22 protein-coding genes are annotated in these 24,251 nt (G+C 71.0%); 16 read left to right on the forward strand and 6 right to left on the reverse strand.

Annotated features, from left to right (window positions below):
* The first annotated feature begins 13 nt into the window (after positions 1 to 13).
* Positions 14 to 1,276, forward strand: coding sequence for a histidine--tRNA ligase (hisS, locus tag OG329_RS35510; RefSeq protein ID WP_405800716.1), 1,263 nt, complete (start codon positions 14 to 16; stop codon positions 1,274 to 1,276).
* A 66-nt stretch (positions 1,277 to 1,342) separates the two neighbouring features.
* On the opposite strand, the gene OG329_RS35515 is transcribed toward hisS, so the two are convergent.
* From OG329_RS35515 to OG329_RS35530, 4 genes are read right to left on the reverse strand one after another with little or no spacing between them, the layout of a single operon-like run.
* On the reverse strand, positions 1,343 to 1,969 hold the full coding sequence (locus OG329_RS35515; protein ID WP_405800717.1) for a response regulator: 627 nt from the start codon (positions 1,967 to 1,969) through the stop codon (positions 1,343 to 1,345).
* Entirely contained in the window at positions 1,966 to 3,240 is a 1,275-nt protein-coding gene (locus OG329_RS35520; protein ID WP_405800719.1) for a sensor histidine kinase, read from the reverse strand. The genes OG329_RS35515 and OG329_RS35520 overlap by 4 nt, the downstream gene beginning before the upstream one ends.
* Complete coding sequence (locus OG329_RS35525) at positions 3,198 to 4,055, reverse strand: ABC transporter permease (RefSeq protein ID WP_405800720.1); 858 nt, start codon at positions 4,053 to 4,055, stop codon at positions 3,198 to 3,200. Before OG329_RS35525 ends, OG329_RS35520 begins: the two co-directional genes overlap by 43 nt.
* Positions 4,055 to 4,936, reverse strand: a complete 882-nt coding sequence (locus OG329_RS35530) for an ABC transporter ATP-binding protein (RefSeq protein WP_405800721.1) — start codon at positions 4,934 to 4,936, stop codon at positions 4,055 to 4,057. Before OG329_RS35530 ends, OG329_RS35525 begins: the two co-directional genes overlap by 1 nt.
* 145 nt (positions 4,937 to 5,081) lie before the next feature.
* Here OG329_RS35530 and OG329_RS35535 point away from each other — a divergent pair, with 145 nt between their 5' ends.
* Together OG329_RS35535 and OG329_RS35540 are read left to right on the forward strand one after the other, a co-directional pair.
* Entirely contained in the window at positions 5,082 to 5,717 is a 636-nt protein-coding gene (locus OG329_RS35535; protein ID WP_405800723.1) for a vitamin K epoxide reductase family protein, read from the forward strand.
* 44 nt (positions 5,718 to 5,761) lie between these two features.
* On the forward strand, positions 5,762 to 7,129 hold the full coding sequence (locus tag OG329_RS35540) for a replication-associated recombination protein A (RefSeq protein ID WP_405800725.1): 1,368 nt from the start codon (positions 5,762 to 5,764) through the stop codon (positions 7,127 to 7,129).
* A gap of 51 nt (positions 7,130 to 7,180) precedes the next feature.
* Here OG329_RS35540 and OG329_RS35545 read toward each other — a convergent pair whose 3' ends face one another.
* A complete protein-coding gene (locus OG329_RS35545) occupies positions 7,181 to 7,858 on the reverse strand; it encodes a DUF2470 domain-containing protein (protein ID WP_405800727.1) in 678 nt (225 codons plus the stop codon).
* A gap of 180 nt (positions 7,859 to 8,038) precedes the next feature.
* Here OG329_RS35545 and rpsD point away from each other — a divergent pair, with 180 nt between their 5' ends.
* Positions 8,039 to 8,653: a 30S ribosomal protein S4 gene (gene rpsD, locus OG329_RS35550; protein ID WP_023542962.1), complete on the forward strand. Its 615-nt coding sequence runs from the start codon at positions 8,039 to 8,041 to the stop codon at positions 8,651 to 8,653.
* A 37-nt stretch (positions 8,654 to 8,690) separates the two neighbouring features.
* Here rpsD and OG329_RS35555 read toward each other — a convergent pair whose 3' ends face one another.
* Complete coding sequence (locus tag OG329_RS35555) at positions 8,691 to 11,006, reverse strand: ATP-binding protein (RefSeq protein ID WP_405800728.1); 2,316 nt, start codon at positions 11,004 to 11,006, stop codon at positions 8,691 to 8,693.
* A 213-nt stretch (positions 11,007 to 11,219) separates the two neighbouring features.
* On the opposite strand from OG329_RS35555, the gene OG329_RS35560 reads away from it, so the two are divergent.
* The 12 genes from OG329_RS35560 (at position 11,220) to OG329_RS35615 (ending at position 24,189) form a co-directional block, all read left to right on the forward strand.
* Positions 11,220 to 11,690 (forward strand): DUF948 domain-containing protein, encoded by a 471-nt coding sequence (locus OG329_RS35560; protein WP_405800729.1) that lies wholly within the window; start codon positions 11,220 to 11,222, stop codon positions 11,688 to 11,690.
* Between the two features lie 5 nt (positions 11,691 to 11,695).
* On the forward strand, positions 11,696 to 12,064 hold the full coding sequence (locus OG329_RS35565) for a DUF6167 family protein (protein WP_405800731.1): 369 nt from the start codon (positions 11,696 to 11,698) through the stop codon (positions 12,062 to 12,064).
* Positions 12,064 to 14,733, forward strand: coding sequence for an alanine--tRNA ligase (alaS, locus tag OG329_RS35570; protein ID WP_405800732.1), 2,670 nt, complete (start codon positions 12,064 to 12,066; stop codon positions 14,731 to 14,733). The genes OG329_RS35565 and alaS overlap by 1 nt, the downstream gene beginning before the upstream one ends.
* A gap of 54 nt (positions 14,734 to 14,787) precedes the next feature.
* The gene (ruvX, locus tag OG329_RS35575; RefSeq protein WP_405800733.1) at positions 14,788 to 15,264 is read left to right on the forward strand and encodes a Holliday junction resolvase RuvX; all 477 of its coding nucleotides are present in this window, start codon (positions 14,788 to 14,790) and stop codon (positions 15,262 to 15,264) included.
* A 191-nt stretch (positions 15,265 to 15,455) separates the two neighbouring features.
* Positions 15,456 to 17,399, forward strand: coding sequence for an endolytic transglycosylase MltG (mltG, locus tag OG329_RS35580; protein WP_405800734.1), 1,944 nt, complete (start codon positions 15,456 to 15,458; stop codon positions 17,397 to 17,399).
* A complete protein-coding gene (locus tag OG329_RS35585; protein ID WP_405800735.1) occupies positions 17,386 to 18,231 on the forward strand; it encodes a shikimate dehydrogenase in 846 nt (281 codons plus the stop codon). The genes mltG and OG329_RS35585 overlap by 14 nt, the downstream gene beginning before the upstream one ends.
* A 140-nt stretch (positions 18,232 to 18,371) precedes the next feature.
* On the forward strand, positions 18,372 to 19,556 hold the full coding sequence (gene aroC, locus OG329_RS35590) for a chorismate synthase (protein ID WP_405800736.1): 1,185 nt from the start codon (positions 18,372 to 18,374) through the stop codon (positions 19,554 to 19,556).
* Positions 19,553 to 20,128, forward strand: a complete 576-nt coding sequence (locus tag OG329_RS35595) for a shikimate kinase (RefSeq protein ID WP_405800738.1) — start codon at positions 19,553 to 19,555, stop codon at positions 20,126 to 20,128. Before aroC ends, OG329_RS35595 begins: the two co-directional genes overlap by 4 nt.
* On the forward strand, positions 20,125 to 21,228 hold the full coding sequence (gene aroB, locus OG329_RS35600; protein WP_405800739.1) for a 3-dehydroquinate synthase: 1,104 nt from the start codon (positions 20,125 to 20,127) through the stop codon (positions 21,226 to 21,228). Before OG329_RS35595 ends, aroB begins: the two co-directional genes overlap by 4 nt.
* The gene (gene aroQ, locus OG329_RS35605) at positions 21,225 to 21,665 is read left to right on the forward strand and encodes a type II 3-dehydroquinate dehydratase (RefSeq protein ID WP_023542973.1); all 441 of its coding nucleotides are present in this window, start codon (positions 21,225 to 21,227) and stop codon (positions 21,663 to 21,665) included. Before aroB ends, aroQ begins: the two co-directional genes overlap by 4 nt.
* Positions 21,666 to 21,850: 185 nt before the next feature.
* On the forward strand, positions 21,851 to 22,879 hold the full coding sequence (locus tag OG329_RS35610) for an AAA family ATPase (RefSeq protein ID WP_405800740.1): 1,029 nt from the start codon (positions 21,851 to 21,853) through the stop codon (positions 22,877 to 22,879).
* 197 nt (positions 22,880 to 23,076) lie between these two features.
* Positions 23,077 to 24,189: an aminopeptidase P family protein gene (locus tag OG329_RS35615; RefSeq protein ID WP_405800741.1), complete on the forward strand. Its 1,113-nt coding sequence runs from the start codon at positions 23,077 to 23,079 to the stop codon at positions 24,187 to 24,189.
* The last annotated feature ends 62 nt before the right edge of the window (positions 24,190 to 24,251 follow it).

Below are 24,251 nucleotides of genomic sequence, written 5' to 3' on the forward strand. Positions count from 1 at the left end.
CGCAGCGATTCCCATGAACACCTTTCAGGCCCCCAAGGGCACGTACGACCTGCTTCCGCCGGAGTCCGCCGTGTTCCTCGCGGTGCGCGACGCGATCTCCGCGCCGCTGAAGAACTCCGGTTACGGCTACATCGAGACGCCCGGCTTCGAGGACGTCGAACTCTTCGCCCGTGGCGTCGGCGAGTCCACCGACATCGTCACCAAGGAGATGTACACCCTCACCACCAAGGGCGGCTCCGAACTGGCGCTGCGCCCCGAAGGCACCGCCTCCGTGCTGCGCGCCGCGCTCGAGGCGAATCTGCACAAGGCCGGCAATCTCCCCGTCAAGCTCTGGTACTCGGGCTCGTACTACCGCTACGAACGCCCCCAGAAGGGCCGCTACCGCCACTTCTCGCAGGTCGGCGCGGAAGCGATCGGCGCCGAGGACCCCGCGCTGGACGCCGAGTTGATCATCCTCGCCGACCAGGCGTACCGCTCGCTCGGCCTGCGCGGCTTCCGCATCCTGCTGAACTCGCTGGGCGACAAGGAGTGCCGCCCCGTCTACCGCGACGCGCTCCAGGGCTTCCTGCGCGATCTCGACCTGGACGAGGAGACCCGCCGGCGTATCGAGATCAACCCCCTGCGGGTCCTCGACGACAAACGCCGGGAGGTGCGGAGCCAGCTCACCGAAGCGCCCAAGCTGCGCGACCACCTGTGCGAGGCGTGCCGCGCGTACCACGCGCAGGTGCGCGACCTGCTGACCGCGGCGGGTGTCGCGTACGAGGACGACGAACGGCTCGTACGGGGGCTGGACTACTACACCCGCACGACCTTCGAGTTCGTCCACGACGGCCTCGGCTCACAGTCCGCGGTCGGCGGCGGCGGGCGCTACGACGGGCTGTCGGAGATGATCGGCGGCCCCGCGCTGCCGTCCGTCGGCTGGGCGCTCGGTGTGGACCGTACGGTGCTGGCGCTTCAGGCCGAGGGCATCACGCTCCAACTGCCGCCCGCCACCAGCGTGTTCGCGGTGCCGCTCGGCGAAGAGGCGCGACGGCTGCTGTTCGGCGTGGTCACCGAGCTGCGCCGGGCCGGGGTCGCGGCCGACTTCAGCTACGGCGGCAAGGGGCTCAAGGGCGCCATGAAGAACGCCAACCGCTCGGGCGCGCGGTTCACCGTCGTCGCCGGTGAGCGCGATCTCGCCGACGGTGTGGCCCAGGTCAAGGACATGGAGAGCGGCGAGCAGAAGCCCGTACCGCTCGACGCGCTGGTGGCCGACCTCACCGCGAGGCTCGTCTGATCCTGTGAGCAGGCCGAAGGCCCCGGACGCCGCACCTGTCCGGGGCCTTCCGGCTGTCTCCCCGGATCAGTCGGCCAGCAGCCCGTGCCGCATCGCGTTCGTCACCGCCGCCGTCCGGTCGTCCACCCCCAACTTGCCGAAGATACGCAGCAGATACGTCTTCACCGTCGACTCGCCGATGTACAGCCGGCGCCCGATCTCCGCGTTCGTACACCCCTCGGCGACCAGCCGCAGCACCGCCGTCTCACGCTCCGACAGCCTCGGCCGCTCCGGTCGGCTGCGCAACTGGTCGACGAGGCGCGCCGCCACCGAAGGCGCCAGCACGGTCTCGCCCCGCGCGGCGGCCCGTACGGCGTCCGCCAGTTCCGCGCGCGCCAGATCCTTCAGCAGATAGCCGGCGGCGCCCGCCTCCACCGCGCGCAGGATGTCGGTGTCCGTCTCGTACGTTGTCAGCACGATGACCCGGCAGGACAGCCCGGCCGCGTGCATCCGGCCGATCGACTCCACACCGCCGCCGCCCGGCATCCGCAGGTCCATCAGCACGATGTCCGGGCTCAGTTCGGCACTCAGCGCCTCCGCCTGCGGGCCGTTCGACGCCTCGCCGACCACCGTCAGATCGGGCTCGGCGCTGAGCATGCCGCGTAGCCCCTCACGTACGACGGGGTGATCGTCGGCGAGCAGGATACGGATCATGTGGGACTCCCGGTGAGCGAGGACGGCGGCGTTGTCGGTGGCGGCAGTGGCAGGCGTACGGCGACGAGCGTGCCCTCGCCCGGACAACTGCGCACCCGAGCGCTGCCGCCCACCTCCGCCGCACGGGCCCGCAGCCCGCTGAGTCCGTATCCCTCGGACGGCGCCGAGGTGTCGAAACCGCGGCCCGTGTCCCGTACCTCCACACAGAGCGCGGCGTCCGTGTACGCGAGCGAGATGGCGGCCGTCGCGCCCGGCCCCGCGTGTCTGGCGGTGTTGGACAGCGCCTCCTGGCACGTCCGCAGCGCCACCACCTCCAGTGCCGGGGCCAACGGACGGGCCTCGCCCGTCAGTTCGACGGACACCTCGGCCGGTCCTGGACCGTGCCGGGCGGCGAGCCGCCGCAGCGCGTCGGGCAGCGAGTTCCCGTCGAGATCGGCGGGCGCCCCACCGGCCACCAGGGCACGCGCCTCGGCGAGATTCTGCCGGGCCGTGTCCGCCATCAGATCCAGATGACGGCGGGCGCCCGGCAGATCCCGCTCCAGCTCGGAGTCCACGGCCTGCACGAGCATCAGCACACTGGTGAACCCCTGGGCCAGCGTGTCGTGGATCTCCCGGGACATCCGCTCGCGCTCGGCCAGCGCGCCCCGCTCGGCCGACAGCCGCGAGACCTCCTCCCGGCTCGCCTCCAGCTCGGCGATCAGATCGGCGCGCTCCGCGCTCTGCGCGATGATCCGGATGATCCAGCTTCCGAGGACGGCGGAGAAGGCCAGAGTGATCACGGCGAACAGCGCGTTGAAGAAGATCGCCTCGGCCGGGGGGCGCCACACCAGCACCCAGCCGATCACCGGTGCGAGGTTGAGCACCCCCACCGCCCACAGGGCGCGGGACATCGACAGCAGCATGAAGCACTGCGGTACGAGGGCGAAGGCCGCCGAACGCATCTCGCCCACCATGATCGCGGGCGGCAGGAAAAGCAGGATCGCGCCGGTGACGTAGTACAGCGACCGCCGGGAATCGGGCGTCCGCATCATCTCCGGGCGCCCCACCCACATGTACCAGGGCGCGAACAGGGCGAAGAGCGTGAACGCCGTCGCCCGGACGGGCGCCGAGTTCGGGGCGGCGATCGTGAAGACCAGCGTCGCCGCCCAGACGACACCGAAGTACGCGTCCCAGGGCCGGAAACTGCGATCCCACACGTCCGCGTCGAGCGCCCCGCCCGGCGGCGGGCTCACCCGTCGCGCCGGCTCTTCCAGCGGAAGGTCAGCAGACACAGCACCAGTCCTCCGATGCACCAGGCGCCCAGTACCAGCGCGATCCGTCCGTACTCCCAGCCGCCCGCCTGTTCCAGCACGGCGGCCGTCTCGGGCAGGAACACCCCGCGCAGCCCCTGGCACATCCACTTCAGCGGGAACAGCGCGCCGATGTTCAGCAGCCAGTCGGGGATGGTGTCGATCGCGATGTACACCCCCGAGATGAACTGCAGCACCAGGAACGGTAGTACGACCACGGACGACGCACTCTGCCCGGTCTTCGGAACGCTGCTGATCGCGATCCCGAGCAGCGCGCACCCCGTCAGTCCGAGGGCGAAGATCCAGCCGAAGGTCAGCCAGTCGACCGCGCCGGTGGGCAGCTCGATGCCGTAGAACACCACGCCGACCGCGAGCAGCGCCACCGTCTCCAGCAGCCCGGTCACCAGGACCAGCCACACCTTGCCGAGGAAGTACGACGCGGGCGGCATCGGCGTACCGCGCAGCCGCCGCAACTGCTTGTTGTCCCGCTCGATCGCGATGGAGATGCCCAGCGACTGGAAGCTCGTCGACATGATGCCCGCGGCGATCATCGCCGGGACATAGAGCTGCGAGGCGGTGATGCCGGCGCCCTCGACGTCGTTGCTGAAGATCGAGGCGAACAGGAAGAGGAAGACGATGGGGAAGGCGAAGGTGAAGATCGCCTGGTCGCGCTGGCGGAAGAACTGCCGCAGCTCCAGCGCTCCGCGTCGCAGCCCCAGCGTCCAGGCGCCGGGCAGCGCGGCCGGGGCGGTGTCGTCGGTGCGAGTGGTGCCGGTCCGGTCGGTGACGGTCGTCATCACGCGGCCTCCTGTCCGATGAGCCGCAGATAGACGTCTTCCAGAGTGGGCCGGCTGATCAGCAGGCCCGGGATCTCGCCGTCGAAGCGCCGTGTCAGCTCGGCGACGGTACGGGTCGGGGTCGTCGTGCGCTCCGTACGCGGCGAACCGTCCGACTCCGTCCAGGCGACCGTGGCCGGCGCGTAGTACCGCTCGCGCAGACCGGACGGGGTGCCCTCGGCCACCACCCGGCCCGCCGCGATCACGGCGAGACGGTCGGCCAGCGCCTCGGCCTCGTCCAGATAGTGCGTGGTGAGAACGATGGTCGTGCCCTCGTGCGCGAGCCGGCGGATCAGGTCCCAGAACTGCCGCCGGGCCGCCGGGTCGAAACCGGTCGTCGGTTCGTCGAGGAGCAGCAGTTCGGGGTCGCCGATCACGCCCAGCGCCACGTCCAGCCGGCGCCGCTGTCCCCCCGACAGGCCCTTGACGCGGCTCGTGGCCTTCGCGCCGAGGCCCACCAGGTCGATGACCTCCTCGGTGTCGCGCGGCGTCGGGTAGTAGGCGGCGAAATGGGAGACGGTCTCGCGGACCGTCAACTCGGCGGGCGCGGATTCGTCCTGCCACACAATGCCGATTCTGGAGCGCCACAGCCTGTCGCCGGTGGCGGGATCCGCCCCGAGGACCGTGACCTCGCCACCGTCCCGGGCACGGTGGCCCTGAAGGATCTCCACGGTCGTGCTCTTGCCCGCGCCGTTGGGGCCGAGGATGCCGAAGACCTCGCCGCGACCGATGCGCAGGTCCAGGTCCCTCACCGCCGTCACGTCGCCGTACCGTTTGTGGAGGCCGCGTACGTCCACCGCGAGCCGCCCGCTCGATGCTCTCGTTGCCGCTGCTTGCTTCATGTCCTCGAGCCTCGTCCCGGAACCGGTGGCTCCGGGACAACCGTCCGTACCTCCTTATGTCAGTCGAACGGTGGACACGGGCCCGGGTGCGGCACAATGACCTGGCCCTCCGCAAGGCGCGGGCGACGAGTGAGGGAACGGCGATATGACGAGTACAGCGCTTGACGACGTGTCCGCCCACCGGGACGAGCACGGCGCCACCGGCACGGTCGGGGCGGGGCGGGTGCTGGCGTGGTTGTTGGTGGTGACGGGTGCGGCGGGTGTGCTGGCGTCGTGGGTCATCACCATCGACAAGTTCAAGCTGCTCGAGGATCCCAGTTTCACGCCGGGTTGCAGCCTGAACCCGGTCGTCAGTTGCGGCAACATCATGAAAAGCGAGCAGGCGTCGGCCTTCGGATTCCCCAATCCGATGCTGGGTCTGGTGACGTACGCGGTCGTGGTCTGCGTCGGACTGGGGCTGCTGGCGGGGGCGCGCTACCGGCGGTGGTTCTGGCTCGGCCTTAACGCCGGGATGTTGTTCGGCGTCGGCTTCTGCACCTGGCTCCAGTACCAGTCGCTGTACAACATCAACTCGCTGTGTCTGTGGTGCTGTCTCGCCTGGGTGGCGACGATCGTGATGTTCTCCTACGTCACCACGCACAACGTCACGCGCGGGATCATCCCGGCGCCGCGATGGCTGCGCGGTGCGATGGGGGAGTTCCACTGGGTGCTGCCGGTGCTGTGGATCGGGATCATCGGGATGCTCATCCTGACCCGCTGGTGGGACTTCTGGACGAGCTGACGGCGCCGGCCGCGCTGTCAGTGGGCTGACATAGGGTTCAAGACGTGGAGCCCGACCTCTTTACCGCAGCGGCCGAAGACCGCCAGGAGAAGGACCCGTCCAGCAGCCCCCTCGCTGTACGGATGCGCCCGCGCGTCCTGGACGAGGTCGTCGGCCAGCGGCATCTGCTGAAGCCCGGCTCCCCGATGCGGCGGCTGGTCGAGCAGGCGGCCCGGGGCAGGGGACCCGCCGGCCCCTCGTCGGTGCTTCTGTGGGGGCCGCCCGGCACGGGCAAGACGACACTCGCCTATGTCGTCTCCAAGGCGACCGACGCGCGCTTCGTGGAGCTGTCCGCGATCACCGCGGGCGTCAAGGAGGTGCGTGCCGTCATCGACGGCGCGCGGCGTGCCTCCGGCGGCTTCGGCAAGGAGACCGTCCTGTTCCTGGACGAGATCCACCGCTTCAGCAAGGCCCAGCAGGACTCCCTGCTGCCCGCCGTGGAGAATCGCTGGATCACGCTCATCGCGGCCACCACCGAGAATCCGTACTTCTCGATCATCTCCCCGCTCCTCTCGCGCTCCCTGCTGCTGACGCTGGAGCCGCTGACGGACGACGACCTGCGCGCACTGCTGCGGCGCGCGCTCACCGAGGAGCGCGGCCTCGGCGGCGCGGTCTCGCTGCCCGACGACTCCGAGGCGCATCTGCTGCGGATCGCCGGGGGAGACGCCCGGCGGGCCCTGACCGCCCTGGAGGCGGCGGCGGGCGCCGCGATCTCCAAGGGCGAGAAGGAGATCAGCCTCGGCACGGTCGAGGAGACGGTCGACCGCGCGGCCGTGAAGTACGACCGCGACGGCGACCAGCACTACGACGTGGCGAGCGCCCTCATCAAGTCGATCCGCGGCTCGGACGTGGACGCGGCCCTGCACTATCTGGCCCGCATGATCGAGGCGGGCGAGGACCCCCGGTTCATCGCCCGCCGACTGATGATCTCGGCCAGCGAGGACATCGGCCTGGCCGACCCGACGGCGCTGCCCACCGCCGTCGCGGCGGCGCAGGCCGTGGCGATGATCGGCTTCCCCGAGGCCGCGCTCACCCTGAGCCACGCCACCATCGCGCTGGCGCTGGCCCCGAAGTCGAACGCGGCGACGCTCGCGATCTCCGCCGCGCTGGAGGATGTGAAGCGGGGCCTGGCCGGTCCCGTACCGCCCCATCTGCGCGACGGTCACTACAAGGGCGCGGCCAAGCTCGGTCACGCGCAGGGGTACGTCTACCCGCACGATGTGCCGGGCGGTATCGCCGCGCAGGAGTACGCCCCGGAAGAGGTGCGGGGCAAGCGGTATTACGAACCGACGCGGTACGGCGCGGAGGCGCGGTACGCGGACGTGGTCGAGAAGGTCCGCGAGCGCCTGCGCGGCGACGTCCCCGCCAACTGAGCGTTTCGGCGCGGGTGGTTGAGGGCCCCCGATTTGGCCGGCCCGCCCGGTTCAGCGGCTCGCGGCCTCGAAAAGCGCGTGCATCGCGCGGCGCAGTTCGGACACGTCACGTACCGGCTCGGGGAAGTCGAAGCGGGCGTCGAAGCAGTTGACGCCCGTGAAGCGCACCCGCAGTCCGAAGCGGTCCACACCGACAGGCACGGCCGCCGTCCCGCCGGACCGCTCGCCGAGCAGCGAACGCAGCGTCCGCACCTCGGCGCCGTGCGCGGAGTGCAGATGCTGGAGGAGTTCGGCCTCGTGCTCCGACAGCGGATCCGGTACGGCCGCGGCGAACTCGTCCGCCTCCACCGGCTCCGCGCCCCACAGGTCGTCCACGTACGCCTCACCGACCTCCAGCCGCAGCGTCGTCCTGCCGGGCTCGGCCTCGCCCGGAACGCGCGTCAGCCAGCCCGAGACCCAGGCGCGGCCCCGGATACGGTGGGGCACGGAGACCGGCGCGACATCGGTGATCTCCAGCACAACGGCCAGCTCGTCGGCCTGCGCGTGCGTCGCGGCCCTGACGACGGGGGAGTCGGCGGCGAAGGCCAGCAGCACGTCACCGTCGGTGTCCACGGTCCGCGCGTCGGGCATCAACTGGTCGGGTCGCGGGGCGTCCAGGCCCGGGACGAGCAGCACGCTTGAGCATGTACTCTGTACGAGAGTTCGTGTGCGTTCGGCTGCTGACGGCATCCGGGCGATTTCAAGCCCGCTGGGACGCGGCTGACCATGAGCTGATCGGACCTCCGTCGTATCGATGCCCTGCGCGTCGAGACTGTCTGTGATGCGTGTGGTGTTCCCAGGGCGACGAGACATGCGATCTCCTTTGAGTAAGGTGAGCCTAACCTAACCTACAACGGAGGTCTGGAGAACGTGCCTAACCAGTCGCGTCCCAAGGTCAAGAAGTCACGCGCGCTCGGCATCGCGCTGACGCCGAAGGCCGTGAAGTACTTCGAGGCCCGTCCCTACCCGCCGGGCGAGCACGGCCGCGGCCGCAAGCAGAACAGTGACTACAAGGTCCGTCTGCTGGAGAAGCAGCGTCTGCGTGCCCAGTACGACATCAGCGAGCGCCAGATGGCCCGCGCCTACGACCGCGCCCGCAAGGCCGGCGGCAAGACCGGCGAGGCCCTGGTCGTCGAGCTGGAGCGTCGTCTCGACGCCCTGGTCCTGCGTTCGGGCATCGCCCGTACCATCTACCAGGCCCGTCAGATGGTCGTCCACGGCCACATCGAGGTCAACGGCGGCAAGGTCGACAAGCCGTCGTTCCGCGTCCGTCCCGACGACGTCATCATGGTCCGCGAGCGCAGCCGCGAGAAGGTTCCCTTCCAGGTCGCCCGCGAGGGTGGCTACGACACGGACGGCGAGACCCCGCGCTACCTCCAGGTCAACCTGAAGGCGCTGGCGTTCCGGCTGGACCGCGACCCGCTGCGCAAGGAAATCCCGGTCATCTGCGACGAGCAGCTCGTCGTCGAGTACTACGCCCGCTGATTCAGGCGTAGTTCGCGTTCGTTCGCCCGACCGCGACTCAGCCCGCCGCTTCCCCGCCGATCTGGCCGGGGGAGCCGGCGGGCTCTCGCGTTTCGCGGCCCGTCTCCCGCGCGGCTTCCCGGTCCTTCTCCCGGTCCGGTGCCACTCTGCGGTCGCCCGGCGCCCGGTGCGGTGGCACGGGTGTCGCGCGCGGCCCGGCCAGCGCCCGCTCGACGGCCGCCGCCGGTGCCAGGGCACGCCCCTCCGCCACCCGGGCGCCGTACAGCTCGGCTCCCAGCACCTGACTCGCCCGCCGTTCGCACTGTTCGTGCGGCGCCCCGAAGCCGGCGGAGCCGAACAGCGGAACCCCGACCGACAGCCAGAGCCGGGAGGCCGCGCCCAGGAGCACCGCCGCCTCCGCCGAGTCCCCCTCGCCCGCCGTCACCAGCGCCATCAGCTCCATCGCCAGCACCAGACCGACCAGATCGTTGAAGGTCTGGTGGATGGTGATGGCCTCGGCCAGCAGCGTGCGCGCCTCCACGAGCCGCCCGTCCGTCCAGGCGGCGTACGCGTGCACGTACAGCGCGTAGGACCGGGCCCAGCGCTCGCCGGTGTCCTCGCAGATCTCCCGCACATCGGCGCACAGCGCCACGGCCGCGTCCAGATCGCCCAGGAAGACGAGGGACAGGGCCAGCTCCGCCTGGCCCATCAGTACGTTGCTGTTGATCTCGCCCAGCTCGCGGTACGCGCCGAGCGCGGAGCGCAGCAGCCGCTCGGCGCGCGGCATGTCGTCGGTGAGGAGCGCGAGACAGCCGAGCCGGTGCACCGCGTACGCGTGCGCGAGGTCGTTCTTCGTAAGGGCGGCCTCCTCCCGGCACTCGTACAGCGCGCCCACCGCGGCGGCGTTGTCCCCCTGGAGGATCGCCACATAGCCCAGCACCCACAGGGCCTTGAGCCGTGACTCGTCGTGGCGTGACCCCTCGTGCGGGTCGTGCGGGTCGTGCGGGTCGTGCGGGTCGTGGGGTTCATGCGGTTCGTGTGGTTCGTGTGGTTCGTACAGCGGTTCGTCGTGCCGGGCGGGCGGTGGTGCGAGGGCCCGCTCCAGCCAGTGCCGTCCTTCGGTGAGCCGTCCGCAGCCCGACCAGTAGAACCAGAGCGTGCCCGCCAGATACTGGCCCAGATAAGCCTCGCCCTCCGTCTCCAGGCACAGCTCGATGGCGGCGCGCAGATTGGGCAGCGCACTGTCGGTGCCGGCGGCGATCTCCGCCTGCCGCGGGCTGAACCAGTCCAGTTCGCACCAGGTGGCCAGGCCCATGTACCAGTCGCGGTGTCGTCTGCGCATACGGCCGGTGTCCGCGAGTGCGTCCAGCCACTCGGCGCCGTACGCCCGCACCGTGTCCAGCATCCGGTAGCGCACCCCGGCGGGCGTGTCCTCGCGTACGACGACGCACTGGGCGATCAGTTCGCCGAGTACGTCGAGGACGCTGTCGGCCGGCAGATCGGTGCCCACGCACACGTATTCGACGGCCTCCAGATCGAAGGGCCCGGCGAAGACCGAGAGCCGCGCCCACAGCAACCGCTCGGCGGGGGTGCACAGTTCATGGCTCCAGCCGATCGCGGTACGCAGCGTGCGGTGGCGCGGCAGTTCGCCGCGCGAGCCCCCGGTGAGCAGATGGAAGCGGTCGTCGATACGGCGCAGGATCTGGTCGACGGACAGGGCACGCAGCCGGGCGGCGGCCAGTTCGAGTGCGAGCGGGATGCCGTCCAGGCGGCTGCACAACTCCCGTACGGAATCCGCGTGTTCGTCCAGCGGGGAACTCCCGGCCAGCACGTCGACGGCTCGGTCGGCGAACAGCAGCGCCGCGTCGGCGTCCGACATCGGGGCCAGCGGGAAGGCCCGTTCGCCCGCCAGCCGCAGTGGCCGCCGGCCGACGGCCAGGACCCTCAGGCCGGGACAGCGGCGCAGCAGGTCCCGTACCAGCTCGGCGCAGGGGTCGACCAACTGCTCGAAACCGTCCAGCACCAGCAGCAGGCGGCGGTCGGCGAGATGGGTGCGCAGCACCTCACGGGGCGGCCGGCCGCTGTGATCGGTGATGCGCAGGGCGTCGACGAGCGCGTGCTCGAGCAGTCCGGGATCGCGGATCGCGGAGAGTTCGGCGAGCCATACGCCGTCGCAGTAGCGTTTCTCCAGATTCAGGGACGGCAGGACGCGGCCGGCCGCGCGCACGGCGAGCCGCGTCTTGCCGACACCGCCGACCCCCACCAGGGTGATCAGCCGGAATTCGGACAGAAGACGCGTCAGCTCCGCCAGTTCGTCGGCACGGCCTACGAACCGGTTCAGCTCCGCGGGGAGATTGCCGGGGACAGGTCGCATGGGACACGCACAGTACTCATACGGAAGCACTGCGTACAATCGTCTGCGGCAACTCTCCCTCCGTGCCCCGGCCGATGAGGTAGGGTCCGCGACCGCGTTAATGCGGTACGGACAGACACCTCGGGCGCGATAGGCTCGAAGGACGATTTTTGAGGCCCACCGGATCGCTCGGATCCGATCCGGCCGACAACAGACTTCAGAGAGCGGTGCAGCGTGACCGGTGGAGAGGTTGCCGGGATCCTGGTGGCCGTCTTCTGGGCGGTTCTGGTCACCCTCCTCGCCGTGGTGCTCGTGAGGCTGGCCCAGACGCTCAAGGCGACCACCAAACTCGTGGCGGACGTGACCGACCAGGCCGTACCGCTGCTGGCGGACGCGTCGGCGACGGTACGCGCGGCACAGACCCAGCTCGACCGGGTCGATGCCATCGCGACGGACGTCCAGGAGGTCACCTCCAACGCGTCGGCGCTCTCCACCACCGTGGCCTCGACCTTCGGCGGACCGCTCGTCAAGGTCGCGGCCTTCGGCTACGGGGTACGGCGGGCGATGAGCCGCAAGGCCCCGGCCGAGCCGGTACGCGCCGAGAGCGAGGCACCGGTGCGCGCACCGGCCGGGCGCGGACGCCGCACCGTCATCGTGGGCAGGACCGTTCCGTCCGCCCGACGCAGCAGGAAGCAGAAGGGCTGAGGCCGATGTTCCGCCGTACGTTCTGGTTCACCGCGGGCGCGGCGGCCGGCGTGTGGGCCACCACCAAGGTCCATACGAAACTCCGGCAGTTGACGCCCGAGAGTCTTGCCGCGCAGGCGGCCGACAAGGCGCTCGAGGCCGGGCACCGGCTCAAGGACTTCGCACTCGACGTCCGGGCGGGCATGGCCCGGCGCGAGTCCGAACTGGGCGAGGTGCTGGGGCTCGACGCACCCGTCGACCCCGAACCGCCCGTGAGCCGCCGCCTCGCCGTCGAGGCCCGCGCCCAACGCCCTTACGACGAGCACGACTACGACCGCACGCACCGCGAGGGATCCAACTCGCGCACCTCGCACAACCGGAATGAGGACCACTGATGGAGTCGGCCGAAATCCGCCGCCGCTGGCTGCGCTTCTTCGAGGAGCGCGGTCACACCGTCGTCCCTTCGGCGTCGCTCATCGCGGACGACCCGACTCTGCTGCTGGTCCCGGCGGGCATGGTGCCCTTCAAGCCGTACTTCCTCGGCGAGGCCAAGCCGCCCGCCCCGCGCCTGACCAGCGTTCAGAAGTGCGTCCGTACGCCGGACATCGAAGAGGTCGGCAAGACCACCCGGCACGGCACGTTCTTCCAGATGTGCGGCAACTTCTCGTTCGGTGACTACTTCAAGGAAGGCGTCATCCCGCTCGCCTGGGAGCTGCTGACCAAGTCCGTGGCCGACGGCGGCTACGGCCTGGACCCGGACAAGCTGTGGGTCACGGTCTATCTGGACGACGACGAGGCCGCCGGTATCTGGACCGACAAGGTCGGCTTCCCCGTCGAGCGGATCCAACGCCTGGGCAAGAAGGACAACTACTGGTCCATGGGCGTGCCCGGCCCCTGCGGACCCTGCTCGGAGCTCTTCTACGACCGCGGCCCCGAGTTCGGCGAAGAGGGCGGCCCCGCCGTCAACGACGAGCGCTACGTGGAGCTGTGGAACCTGGTCTTCATGCAGTACGAGCGCGGTGAGGGAGAGGGCAAGGAGAACTTCGAGATCCTGGGCGACCTCCCCTCCAAGAACATCGACACGGGTCTCGGCCTCGAACGCCTCGCCATGATTCTCCAGGGCGTGAACAACATGTTCGAGATCGACACGTCGATGGCCGTCATCGACAAGGCCACCGAGCTGACCGGCGTGCTCTACGGCGCCGACCCCGCCTCGGACGTCTCGCTGCGCATCGTCACCGACCACATGCGCACCTCCGTGATGCTCATCGGCGACGGCGTCACCCCCGGCAACGAGGGCCGCGGCTACGTCCTGCGCCGTATCCTGCGCCGCGCCGTACGCAACATGCGGCTCCTCGGCGCCACCCGACCGGTCGTCGCCGACCTGCTCGACGTGGTCATCAGGTCCATGGGCGAGCAGTACCCCGAGCTGATCACCGACCGCACGCGCATCGAGACCGTCGCCGTCGCCGAGGAAGCCGCCTTCCTCAAGGCCATCAAGGGCGGCACCAACATCCTCGACACCGCCGTCACCGAGACCAAGGCCGCCGGCGGCTCGGTCCTGGCCGGGGACAAGGCGTTCCTGCTCCACGACACCTGGGGCTTCCCGATCGACCTCACCCTCGAAATGGCCGCCGAACAGGGCCTGTCCGTGGACGAGGACGGCTTCCGCCGGCTCATGAAGGAGCAGCGGGACCGGGCCAAGGCCGACGCCAAGGCCAAGAAGACCGGTCACGCCGACCTCTCCGCCTACCGCGCGGTGGCCGACACCGCCGGCGCCACCGAGTTCACCGGTTACTCCAGCACCGAGGGCGAGTCGCGGATCGTCGGCCTGCTCGTGGACGGCGTGCCGTCGCCCGCCGCCACCGAGGGCGACGAGGTCGAGGTCGTACTCGACCGCACCCCGTTCTACGCCGAGGGCGGCGGCCAGCTCGCCGACCAGGGCCGGATCAGGCTCGACACCGGCGCCGTCATCCAGGTGCGCGACGTCCAGCAGCCGGTCCCCGGCGTCTTCGTGCACAAGGGCTCCGTGCAGGTCGGCGAGGTCACGGTGGGTTCCGCCGCGTTCGCCGCCATCGACACCCACCGCCGGCGGGCCATCGCCCGCGCCCACAGCGCCACCCATCTGACGCACCAGGCGCTGCGCGACGCGCTGGGCCCCACGGCCGCCCAGGCCGGTTCGGAGAACTCGCCGGGCCGCTTCCGCTTCGACTTCGGCTCGCCCGCCGCCGTACCGGGCACGGTCCTCACCGACGTCGAGCAGAACATCAACGAAGTGCTCGCCCGTGAACTCGACGTCCAGGCCGAGGTCATGTCCATCGACGAGGCCAAGAAGCAGGGCGCCATCGCCGAGTTCGGCGAGAAGTACGGCGAGCGGGTCCGGGTCGTCACCATCGGCGACTTCTCCAAGGAGCTGTGCGGCGGCACGCACGTGCGCAACACCGCCCAGCTCGGTCTGGTGAAGCTGCTCGGCGAGTCCTCGATCGGCTCCGGTGTGCGCCGTATCGAGGCGCTGGTGGGCGTGGACGCGTACAACTTCCTGGCCAGGGAGCACACGGTCGTCGCCCAGCTCCAGGAGCTGGTCAAGGGCCGCTCCGAGGAGCTGCCGGAGAAGATCGCCGGCATGCTCGGCAAGCTGAAGGACGCCGAGAAGGAGATCGAGAAGTTCCGCGCGGAGAAGGTGCTGGCCGCCGCCGCCGGACTGGTCGAGGGCGCCATGGACGTACGGGGCACGGCCCTGGTCACCGGCCAGGTGCCGGACGGCACATCGGCCGACGACCTGCGCAAGCTGGTGCTCGACGTGCGCGGGCGGATCGGCGGAGGCCGGCCCGCCGTCGTCGCGCTGTTCACGACGGCCAACGGGCGCCCGCTGACGGTCATCGCCACCAACGAGGCCGCCCGTGAGCGCGGGCTCAAGGCCGGCGAGCTGGTGCGCGCCGCCGCCAAGACCCTCGGCGGCGGAGGCGGCGGCAAGCCGGACGTCGCGCAGGGCGGCGGTCAGAACCCGGGGGCCATCGGTGACGCCGTGGCCGCCGTCGAGCGCCTTGTCTCCGAGACGGCCTGAGGACATGGCCGAGGACGTGGCCGCCGGGGCCGCCGGGGCTGAGGACGTGACGGCGTGACGGCCCTCGCCCGCCGGGGCCGCAGACTGGCCGTCGATGTCGGGGACGCCCGGATCGGGGTCGCCTCGTGCGACCCCGACGGGGTCCTCGCGACACCGGTGGAGACCGTGCCGGGCCGTGATGTCCCGGCCGCCCACCGGCGGCTCGTACAACTGGTGGAGGAGTACGAGCCGATCGAGGTCGTGGTGGGTCTGCCGCGCTCGCTCAGCGGTGGCGAGGGCCCGGCGGCGGTCAAGGTGCGGGCGTTCGCGGAGGAGGTGGCACGCCGTATCGCGCCCGTTCCGGTACGTCTTGTCGATGAGAGAATGACCACCGTGACCGCCGGCCAGGGGCTGCGCGCCTCGGGTGTCAAGGCGAAGAAGGGCAGGTCCGTCATCGATCAGGTGGCGGCCGTCATCATCCTTCAGAACGCGCTGGAGTCGGAGAGAGCGTCGGGCGCACCGCCCGGTGAGGGCGTGCCGGTTCAGACCTGAGACGCCCGATCGGGCGAAACCGGAACATACTTACGGTTATCTGTGTGCGCGGATGAAAGCCGCCTGATCGCGATACGGTAACGTTCCGCGCGATGCGGCGGGGATTCGAACAACTGCCGCACAGAGAGAGGCGTCACGGACACCGGGCCATCCGAGCCCGGCACCGGTCGTCTCGCGGCTCTAGGGGATCGATGACTGACTATGGCCGGGGTCGAGGCCCCGAACCGTGGCACCCCGAGGATCCCTTGTACGGGGACCAGGGGTGGGGAGCGCAGCAGGCCGCCGAGGGCCGGACTCCTTACGACGCGCAGGCGCAGCCGCAGCAGCCCCACCCGCAGCAGCAGTACGACCCCCAGTACGACGGCGGGGGCTGGGACACGGGCCAGCAGCAGTACGCGCACCCTCAGCACCAGCAGCAGCACCCCCACCAGCAGCAACATCCCCAGCAGCAGTACGACCCCCAGTACGGCGGCGGAAGCTGGGACACCGGTCAGCAGCAGTACGTCCAGCCGCAGCAGGCACATCAGCACCCGCAGCATCAGTACCCCCAGCAGCAGTACGACTCGCAGCAGCAGCCCCAGTACCCGCAGCAGCAGTACAACGACCACCACGCCCCGCAGTACGGCAACCAGCCCCAGCACCCCGGCAATCAGCCCGACAACCCCCAGCACGGCGGCGGTTGGGACACCGGTCAGCAGGCGGCCATGCCGTACGGCGAGAATCCGGGCGACCCCTACGCGGGCCAGCAGAACGGCGGCTACGGCGGCGAGAGCCCCGACCGGTACGGCACCTCCGAGGCGTACCCACCGCCCCGCCCGCCGGACCGCCGCCAACAGGAGCCCCCGCCCCCGGCGCAGCCCGAGAACGGGTGGGACGGCCCGCAGCCCGAGGAGACGCATCCGTTCTTCACCGGCGAGGACCGCGACGACGACCGGCCCCGTCTGTTCGACGACGACCGGGACGACGGGGACGGCGACCGGGAGTACGACGACGAGGGCGACGGGCGGCGCGGCGGAGGCGGCGGACGTGACCGCCGCGGCAAGTCGAAGAAGAAGCGCCGTGGCGGCGGCGCCTGCCTCGTGGCGTCCCTCGTCCTGCTCGCCGGTGTGGCCGGCGGCGGGTACTACGGCTACCAGTTCTGGCAGGAACGCTTCGGTCCGCCCGCCGACTTCTCGGGCGCAGGTACGGGCACCGTCCAGGTCGAGATCCCGCAGGGTGCCGGGCTGGCCGAAATGGGCGGTCTGCTGAAGAAGGCCGGCGTGGTCAAGAGCGCCCAGGCTTTCGTCGACGCGGCCGGTGAGCACCCCAAGGGCGGTGCCATCCAGCCCGGTGTCTATCCGATGAAGAAGGAAATGGCGGCGAAGGCCGCGGTCGAGTTGATGACCAACCCGGCCAACCTGAATTCGCTGACCATCGGCGAGGGCACACGGGCCGTCAAGGTCTACGAATTCATCGACACGAAGCTCCAGCTCGACCCCGGTACCACCGCGGACGTGGCCAAGGCGGAAGCCGGCAAACTGGGCCTGCCCGACTGGGCCGACGACGACAAGAACATAAAGGATCCGCTCGAAGGATTCCTCTATCCCGCGCGTTACGAAATCGGTGAGAAGACCAAACCGCAGGATCTCCTGAGACAGATGGTCGCGCGCTCCAACAAGGAGTACAAGAAGTACGACCTGGAGGGCTCGGCCAAGGATCTCGGCCTCGACTCACCGCTCGACGTCGTCACCGTCGCCAGCCTGGTCCAGGCCGAGGGCATGACGCACGACGACTTCAAGAAGATGGCGTCCGTCGTCTACAACCGGCTCAAGCCGACGAACACCGACACCAACCAGAAACTCGAATTCGACTCGGCGTTCAACTATCTGAAGAACGAGAGCGAGATCGACATCTCCACCTCGGAGATCAGGAACAACCCGGACCCGTACAACACGTACTTCCACAAGGGTCTTCCGCCGGGTCCGATCGGAAATCCCGGCGCCGACGCGCTCAACGCCACGAAGGCGCCCGACCCGGGCGGCTGGATGTACTTCATCTCCATCGACGGCAAGACCACCGAATTCACCAAGACCCTGGCCGAGCACGAGAAGCTGGTCAAGGAATTCAACGAGCGACAGAAGAATGCGGACGAGTAGAACCACCGAGCGCAGGGCGGCCGTCCTCGGATCGCCCATCGCGCACTCGCTCTCCCCGGTACTGCACCGGGCGGCATACGCGGAACTGGGCCTCACCCACTGGTCGTACGACCGTTTCGAAGTGGTCGAGGCACAGCTTCCCGCGTTCCTCACCGGCCTCGACGAGTCCTGGGCCGGGCTCTCGCTGACCATGCCGCTCAAGCGCGCCGTCATCCCGCTGCTCGACGCGATCAGCGAGACGGCCGCGTCGGTGGAGGCCGTCAACACCGTCGTCATCGACGGCGGGGGGCGGCGTACGGGCGACAACACCGATATCCCCGGCATGCTCGCCGCCCTGCGCGAGCGCGGCGTCACGGCGGTCGAGTCGGCGGCCGTCCTCGGCGCCGGAGCGACCGCGTCGTCCGCGCTCGCCGCGCTCTCCCGCGTCTGTACGGGCCCGGTCACCGCCTACGTACGAAGCCCGGCCCGCGCCGCCGAGATGCGCGGCTGGGGGACCAGGCTCGGTGTCGACATGCGCACCGCCGACTGGTCGGACGCGGCCGACGCGCTCGCCGCGCCACTGGTGATCGCGACGACCCCCGCCGGGGCCACCGACGCGCTGGCGCACCGGATCCCCGACCGCCCCGGCACCCTCTTCGACGTGCTGTACGACCCCTGGCCCACCGCGCTGGCCGCCGCCTGGTCCGACCGGGGCGGCCCCGTGGTCGGCGGCCTCGACCTCCTCGTGCACCAGGCCGTCCTCCAGGTCGAGCTGATGACCGGGCGGGCGCCGGCGCCGCTCGCCGTGATGCGCGAGGCCGGCGAACAGGCGCTCCTGGCACAGAAGACCTGACCGCCTTCCCGGGTATCCGCAGGCTGGACGGAGTCACGGAGCCGGTGGCCGGTCATGGCAGGATCGAGGCCCGGGGACGCGTACCGGACTCGTACCCGATTCGTACCGTCGAAGCTGTCGAGAGTTACCGAGGAGCACCGTTGAGCAGGTTGCGCTGGCTGACCGCGGGGGAGTCGCACGGACCCGCACTCGTGGCGACTCTGGAGGGACTTCCCGCGGGTGTACCGATCACCACGGAGATCGTCGGCGATCATCTCGCCCGGCGGCGGCTGGGCTACGGACGCGGCGCCCGCATGAAGTTCGAGCGCGACGAGGTCACCTTCCTCGGCGGCGTCCGGCACGGCCTCACCATGGGATCGCCCGTCGCGATCATGATCGGCAACACCGAGTGGCCCAAGTGGGAGCAGGTCATGTCGGCCGACCCGGTCGCCCCCGAGGTGCTGGCCAATCTCGCCCGTAACGAGCCGCTGACCCGGCCGCGCCCCGGCCACGCCGATCTCGCGGGCATGCAGAAGTACGGCGCGTCCGAGGCCCGGCCCATCCTGGAGCGCGCCAGCGCCCGCGAGACGGCGGCCCGGGTCGCGCTCGGCGCGGTCGCGCGGTCGTATCTGAAGGAGACGGCCGGGATCGAGATCGTGTCCCACGTGGTCGAACTGGCCACCGCCAAGGCCCCGTACGGCGTGTACCCGACCCCCGCCGACGTCGAACGGCTCGACGCCGACCCCGTGCGCTGCCTCGACCCCGAGGCGAGCGAGGCGATGGTCGCCGAGATCGACCAGGCCCACAAGGACGGCGACACCCTCGGCGGTGTGGTCGAGGTGCTGGCGTACGGCGTGCCCGTCGGTCTCGGCTCGCACGTCCACTGGGACCGCAGGCTCGACGCCCGGCTCGCCGCCGCCCTCATGGGCATCCAGGCCATCAAGGGCGTCGAGGTCGGTGACGGCTTCGGCCTCGCCAGGGTGCCCGGCTCGCAGGCCCACGACGAGATCATGGTCACCGACGAGGGCATCAGGCGCGCCTCGGGCCACTCCGGCGGCACCGAAGGCGGACTGTCGACGGGCGAACTGCTGCGCGTACGGGCCGCGATGAAGCCCATCGCGACCGTTCCCCGCGCGCTCGCCACCGTCGACGTCGCGACCGGCGAGCCCGCCAAGGCGCACCACCAGCGCTCCGACGTCTGCGCGGTGCCCGCGGCGGGCATCGTCGCCGAGGCCATGGTCGCGCTGACCCTCGCCGACGCCGTGGCCGAGAAGTTCGGCGGCGACAGCGTCCCCGAGACCCGGCGCAACGTCGAGTCGTACCTGACGAACCTGGTGATCCGGTGAGCGGCCCGCTGATCGTCCTGGTCGGCCCCATGGGGGTCGGCAAGACCACCGTCGGCGCGCTCCTCGCCGAACGCCTCGACACCGAGTACCGGGACACCGACGCGGACATCGTGGCCGCCGAGGGCCGGGAGATCTCGGACATCTTCTTCGACGACGGCGAACAGCACTTCCGCGACCTGGAGCGGGCCGCCGTACGCACCGCGCTCGCCGAACACTCCGGCATCGTGGCGCTCGGCGGCGGCGCGGTCCTCGACAAGGACACCCGCGAACTGCTCACGGGCCTCCCCGTCGTCTACCTCTCCATGGAGGCGAACGAGGCGGTCCGCCGCACCGGTCTGGGCCTCGCCCGCCCGCTGCTCGCCATCAACCCCCGCCAGCAGTGGAAGCTGCTGATGGAGGAGCGACGCGCCCTCTATACAGAGGTCGCGCGCGCGGTCGTCCCGACCGACGAACGGGCGCCCGAAGAGGTCGCCGAAGCCGTCATCGAGGCGCTGGACCTGGCCGCGGCGGCCATTCCCGGCGCGGATGGTTCCGCCACCCCCGGCAACCCCCGGAAGGAGAACCAGGCATGACGACGGACCAGGACCAGCCGGTCACCCGCATCCAGGTCGGCGGCACCGCGGGCCACGACCCGTACGAGGTGCTGATCGGCCGTCAGTTGCTGGGCGAGCTGCCCGTACTCATCGGCACCCGCGCCAAGCGCGTCGCCGTGCTGCACCCCGAAGCGCTCGCCGAGACCGGCGAGACGCTGCGCCAGGACCTGGCGGACCAGGGGTACGAGGCGATCGCCATCCAACTGCCGAACGCCGAGGAGGCCAAGACCGTCGAGGTCGCCGCCTACTGCTGGAAGGCGCTCGGCCAGAGCGGCTTCACCCGCAGCGACGTCATCGTCGGCGTCGGCGGCGGGGCCACCACCGATGTCGCGGGCTTCGCCGCCGCGACCTGGCTGCGCGGGGTGCGGTGGATCGCCGTACCGACGACGGTGCTCGGCATGGTCGACGCCGCGATCGGCGGCAAGACCGGCATCAACACCGCCGAGGGCAAGAACCTCGTCGGCGCCTTCCACCCGCCCGCCGGGGTGCTCTGCGATCTCGCGGCGCTGGACTCGCTGCCCGTGCACGACTACGTGAGCGGTATGGCCGAGATCATCAAGGCCGGGTTCATCGCCGATCCGGCCATTCTCGATCTGGTGGAGGCCGACCCCGAGGGCGCGCGCGTCCCCACCGGACCGCACACCGCCGAACTGATCGAGCGCTCCATCCGGGTCAAGGCGGAGGTCGTGTCCAACGACCTCAAGGAGTCCGGCGTACGCGAGATCCTGAACTACGGCCACACCCTCGCCCACGCCATCGAGAAGAACGAACGCTACAAATGGCGGCACGGCGCGGCCGTCTCCATCGGCATGGTCTTCGCCGCCGAACTGGGCCGTCTCGCGGGCCGGTTGGACGACGCGACCGCCGACCGGCACAGCGCCGTACTGAAGTCCGTCGGACTGCCCCTGACCTACCGCGGCGACCAGTGGCCCAAGCTGCTCGAAACGATGAAGGTCGACAAGAAATCCCGCGGTGACCTGCTGCGTTTCATCGTCCTCGACGGTCTGGCCAAGCCCACCGTGCTGGAGGGACCCGACCCGGCGGTGCTGCTCGCCGCGTACGGGGAGGTGTCCGAGTGACCCGTCGGGTGCTGGTGCTCAACGGCCCCAATCTGGGCCGGCTCGGCTCGCGCGAACCGGACGTCTACGGCTCCGTCTCGTACGCCGGACTTGTGGAGACCTGCCAGTCGACGGGCAAGGAGCTGGGCCTCGCCGTCGACGTGCGCGAGACGAACGACGAGGGCGAACTGATCCGCTGGCTGCACGAGGCGGCGGACGGATCGATCCCCGTCGTGCTCAACCCGGGGGCCTTCACCCACTATTCGTACGGAATGCGGGACGCGGCGGCGCAGCGCACCGCGCCGCTGATCGAGGTGCATATCTCGAATCCGTACACACGGGAGGAATTCCGCCACACGTCGGTCGTCGCGGCGGTCGCCAGTGGCACGATCGCGGGGTTCGGCATCGGCTCCTACCGACTGGCGCTGCGCGCGGTCGCCGAGGAACTGGACGGCTGACGTGGCCCGTTGACGGCTCACGACGGCTGACGGGGGAGGCCCGAACGGCCGGCCGGGCACTCGGGGCGGGCCTGTGACGTTCTTCCGGGGGACGGCCGCGCCGGCCGGGACGGTACCGTTCGAAAGCAAGTCGGCCGGGCGGCCGAGCGATCAACGTCAGACGTACGAGACGGAGTGGCACCGGAATGCAGCACGCAGTGGGGGGTCCGCTGCCGCCTCCCCATGGCTCGGCGCAGGGCGCGGGCGGACAGGGTCCGGGCGCTTGGGCGCACGGCTCCCCGCCGCACGGTCCGCCACCGCACGGCGCACCGCGCCCCGGCCCGCCGGCCGGCCCTCCCGCGCCCCACGGGCAGCCGCCCGCCCCGGGCGCGGTGCCGTACGGCGGCCGGCCCGTTCCCGGCGGCCGTCCGGGGCCGCAGGCGCACGGCGGCCCGCCGCCGCACGGCGCACCTCATCCGCACCCGCACGCGCATCCCGGGCCGCCGCCGGCGGGCCGCCCCAGCGGGCCGCAGCGGATTCCTCCGGCACCGCCGCAGACCCCCGTGCCCCAGCAGGGACCCCCGGCGCCCCGGCCGGACTCGACCGGGCACATCCAGTTGCCGCCGGGCGGGCCGGTTCCCCTCCCCGTACCGCATCTCGCCGACAGCGGTACGGGCGCCGCCACGCTGGCCGTGCTGCTGATCGGGCCAGCCGGCGCGGGCAAGACGACCGTCGCCCGGCACTGGGCGGCCCGCCGGCCGGTCCCCACCGCGCACATCAGCCTCGACGACGTACGCGAATGGGTCTGCTCCGGCTTCGCCGACCCGCAGTCGGGATGGAACGAGCACTCCGAGGCGCAGTACCGTCTCGCCCGCCGCACCTGCGGCTTCGCCGCCCGTAACTTCCTGGCCAACGGGATCTCCTGCATCCTGGACGACGCGGTCTTCCCCGACCGCCCCGTCGTCGGACTCGGCGGCTGGAAGCGCCACGTCGGCCCCGGTCTGCTGCCCGTCGTCCTGCTGCCCGGCCTGGAGATCGTGCTGGAGCGCAACGCGGAGCGCAGCGGGAACCGCAGGCTCTCGGACGAGGAAGTGGCGGGCATCCACGGGCGGATGGCCGGCTGGTACGGCTCGGGACTGCCGATCATCGACAACTCGAAGTACGACGTCGAGACGACGGCCCGCGTGCTGGACGACGTCCTCGCCCGGTCGATCGCCAGCCCCCCGGCCTGGTAGCGGGGCCTTCGGCCGGGGCCCGCCAGGCCGTGTTCGAGAAGTCCCGCCCGCCCCGCGACGCCCGGCACGCGCCCCGCCCTGCGGGCGTACGGCGCCATTCGCCAGACACGCCCCAGGCCCGGTGCCGTACATTCCGGGCCGCCCCGGTCGGACGCGTCGGCCGCGCCGAGCGGGGCCCGCGCTCATAGGCTCGATACATGTCAGAGGTGTATGCGGTCCGTCGCGGGCGGCTGCGCGACCGGTGCTCCGCGGCCGGCAGCGATGCCGCCCTGGTGTCACTGCCCGCCAACGTCCGCTATCTCGCCGGCGGCGCGCCACCGGGCGCCGTCCTGCTGCTCGGCGTCGCCGACCAGCGCGACGTGCTGCTGTGCCCCCGCACCCCCACCGGCGACCCCGCCGACGGCCGCCCCGACGAGCACCTTCGGCTGAGCGTGCTGCCCACCACGACGGGCGATCCGGCCGTCGCCGCCGCTGACCTCCTCGACCCCGCCACGGCCCGCACCCTCGCCGTCGAGGAACACCATCTGACCGTCGCCCGGCACCGCGCGATGCGCTCCGTGGCGCCCCGGCTGCTCCTCACCGACCTGGGCCGCACCGTGGAACAGCAGCGGACGGTCAAGGACGAGGAGGAGATCTCCCACCTGCGCATCGCCGCCGAGATCTCCGACCAGGCGCTCGGCGAACTGCTCGAATCGATCCTCGTCGGCCGCACCGAACGGCATCTCGCCCTGGAGCTGGAGCGCCGACTGGTCGACCACGGCGCCGACGGACCGGCCTTCCGGACCTCCGTCGCCACCGGGCCGAACTCGGGCCGCCCCGGCCACCGGCCGTCGGACCGCCGGGTCGAGGAGGGTGATTTCCTCTCCGTACGCCTCGGTGCCAACTACCACGGATACCGCTGCGAGATCGGCCGCACCTTCGTCATCGGATCGTCGCCCGCCGACTGGCAGATCGAGCTGTACGACCTGGTGTTCGCCGCACAACGGGCAGGTCGGGAGGCTCTGACGCCCGGTACCGCCTTCCGCGACGTGGACCGCGCGGCCCGCCGGCCGCTGGAGTCGGCGGGGTACGGCGAAGGGCTCGCGGCCCGTACCGGACACGGTGTGGGGCTCGAAATCGACGAGGACCCGCAGTTGGCACCCACCGCCATGGGTAAACTGGACGCTTGTGTGCCGGTCACCGTCGAACCGGGGGTCCACCTCCCGGGCCGGGGCGGTGTCCGGATCGATGACACGCTCGTCGTCCGCCCCGAGGCGGACGGCGGACCCGAACTGCTCACCATCACGACCAAGGAACTGCTCGCGCTCTAGCGCTCCGGCAAGCTTTTGCCGGTCGCGGCGGTGGCGCGCACACCCGTGGTCCCACCCCGCTT

It is taken from the genome of Streptomyces sp. NBC_01506 (assembly GCF_045040295.1).
GTDB lineage: Bacteria > Actinomycetota > Actinomycetes > Streptomycetales > Streptomycetaceae > Streptomyces.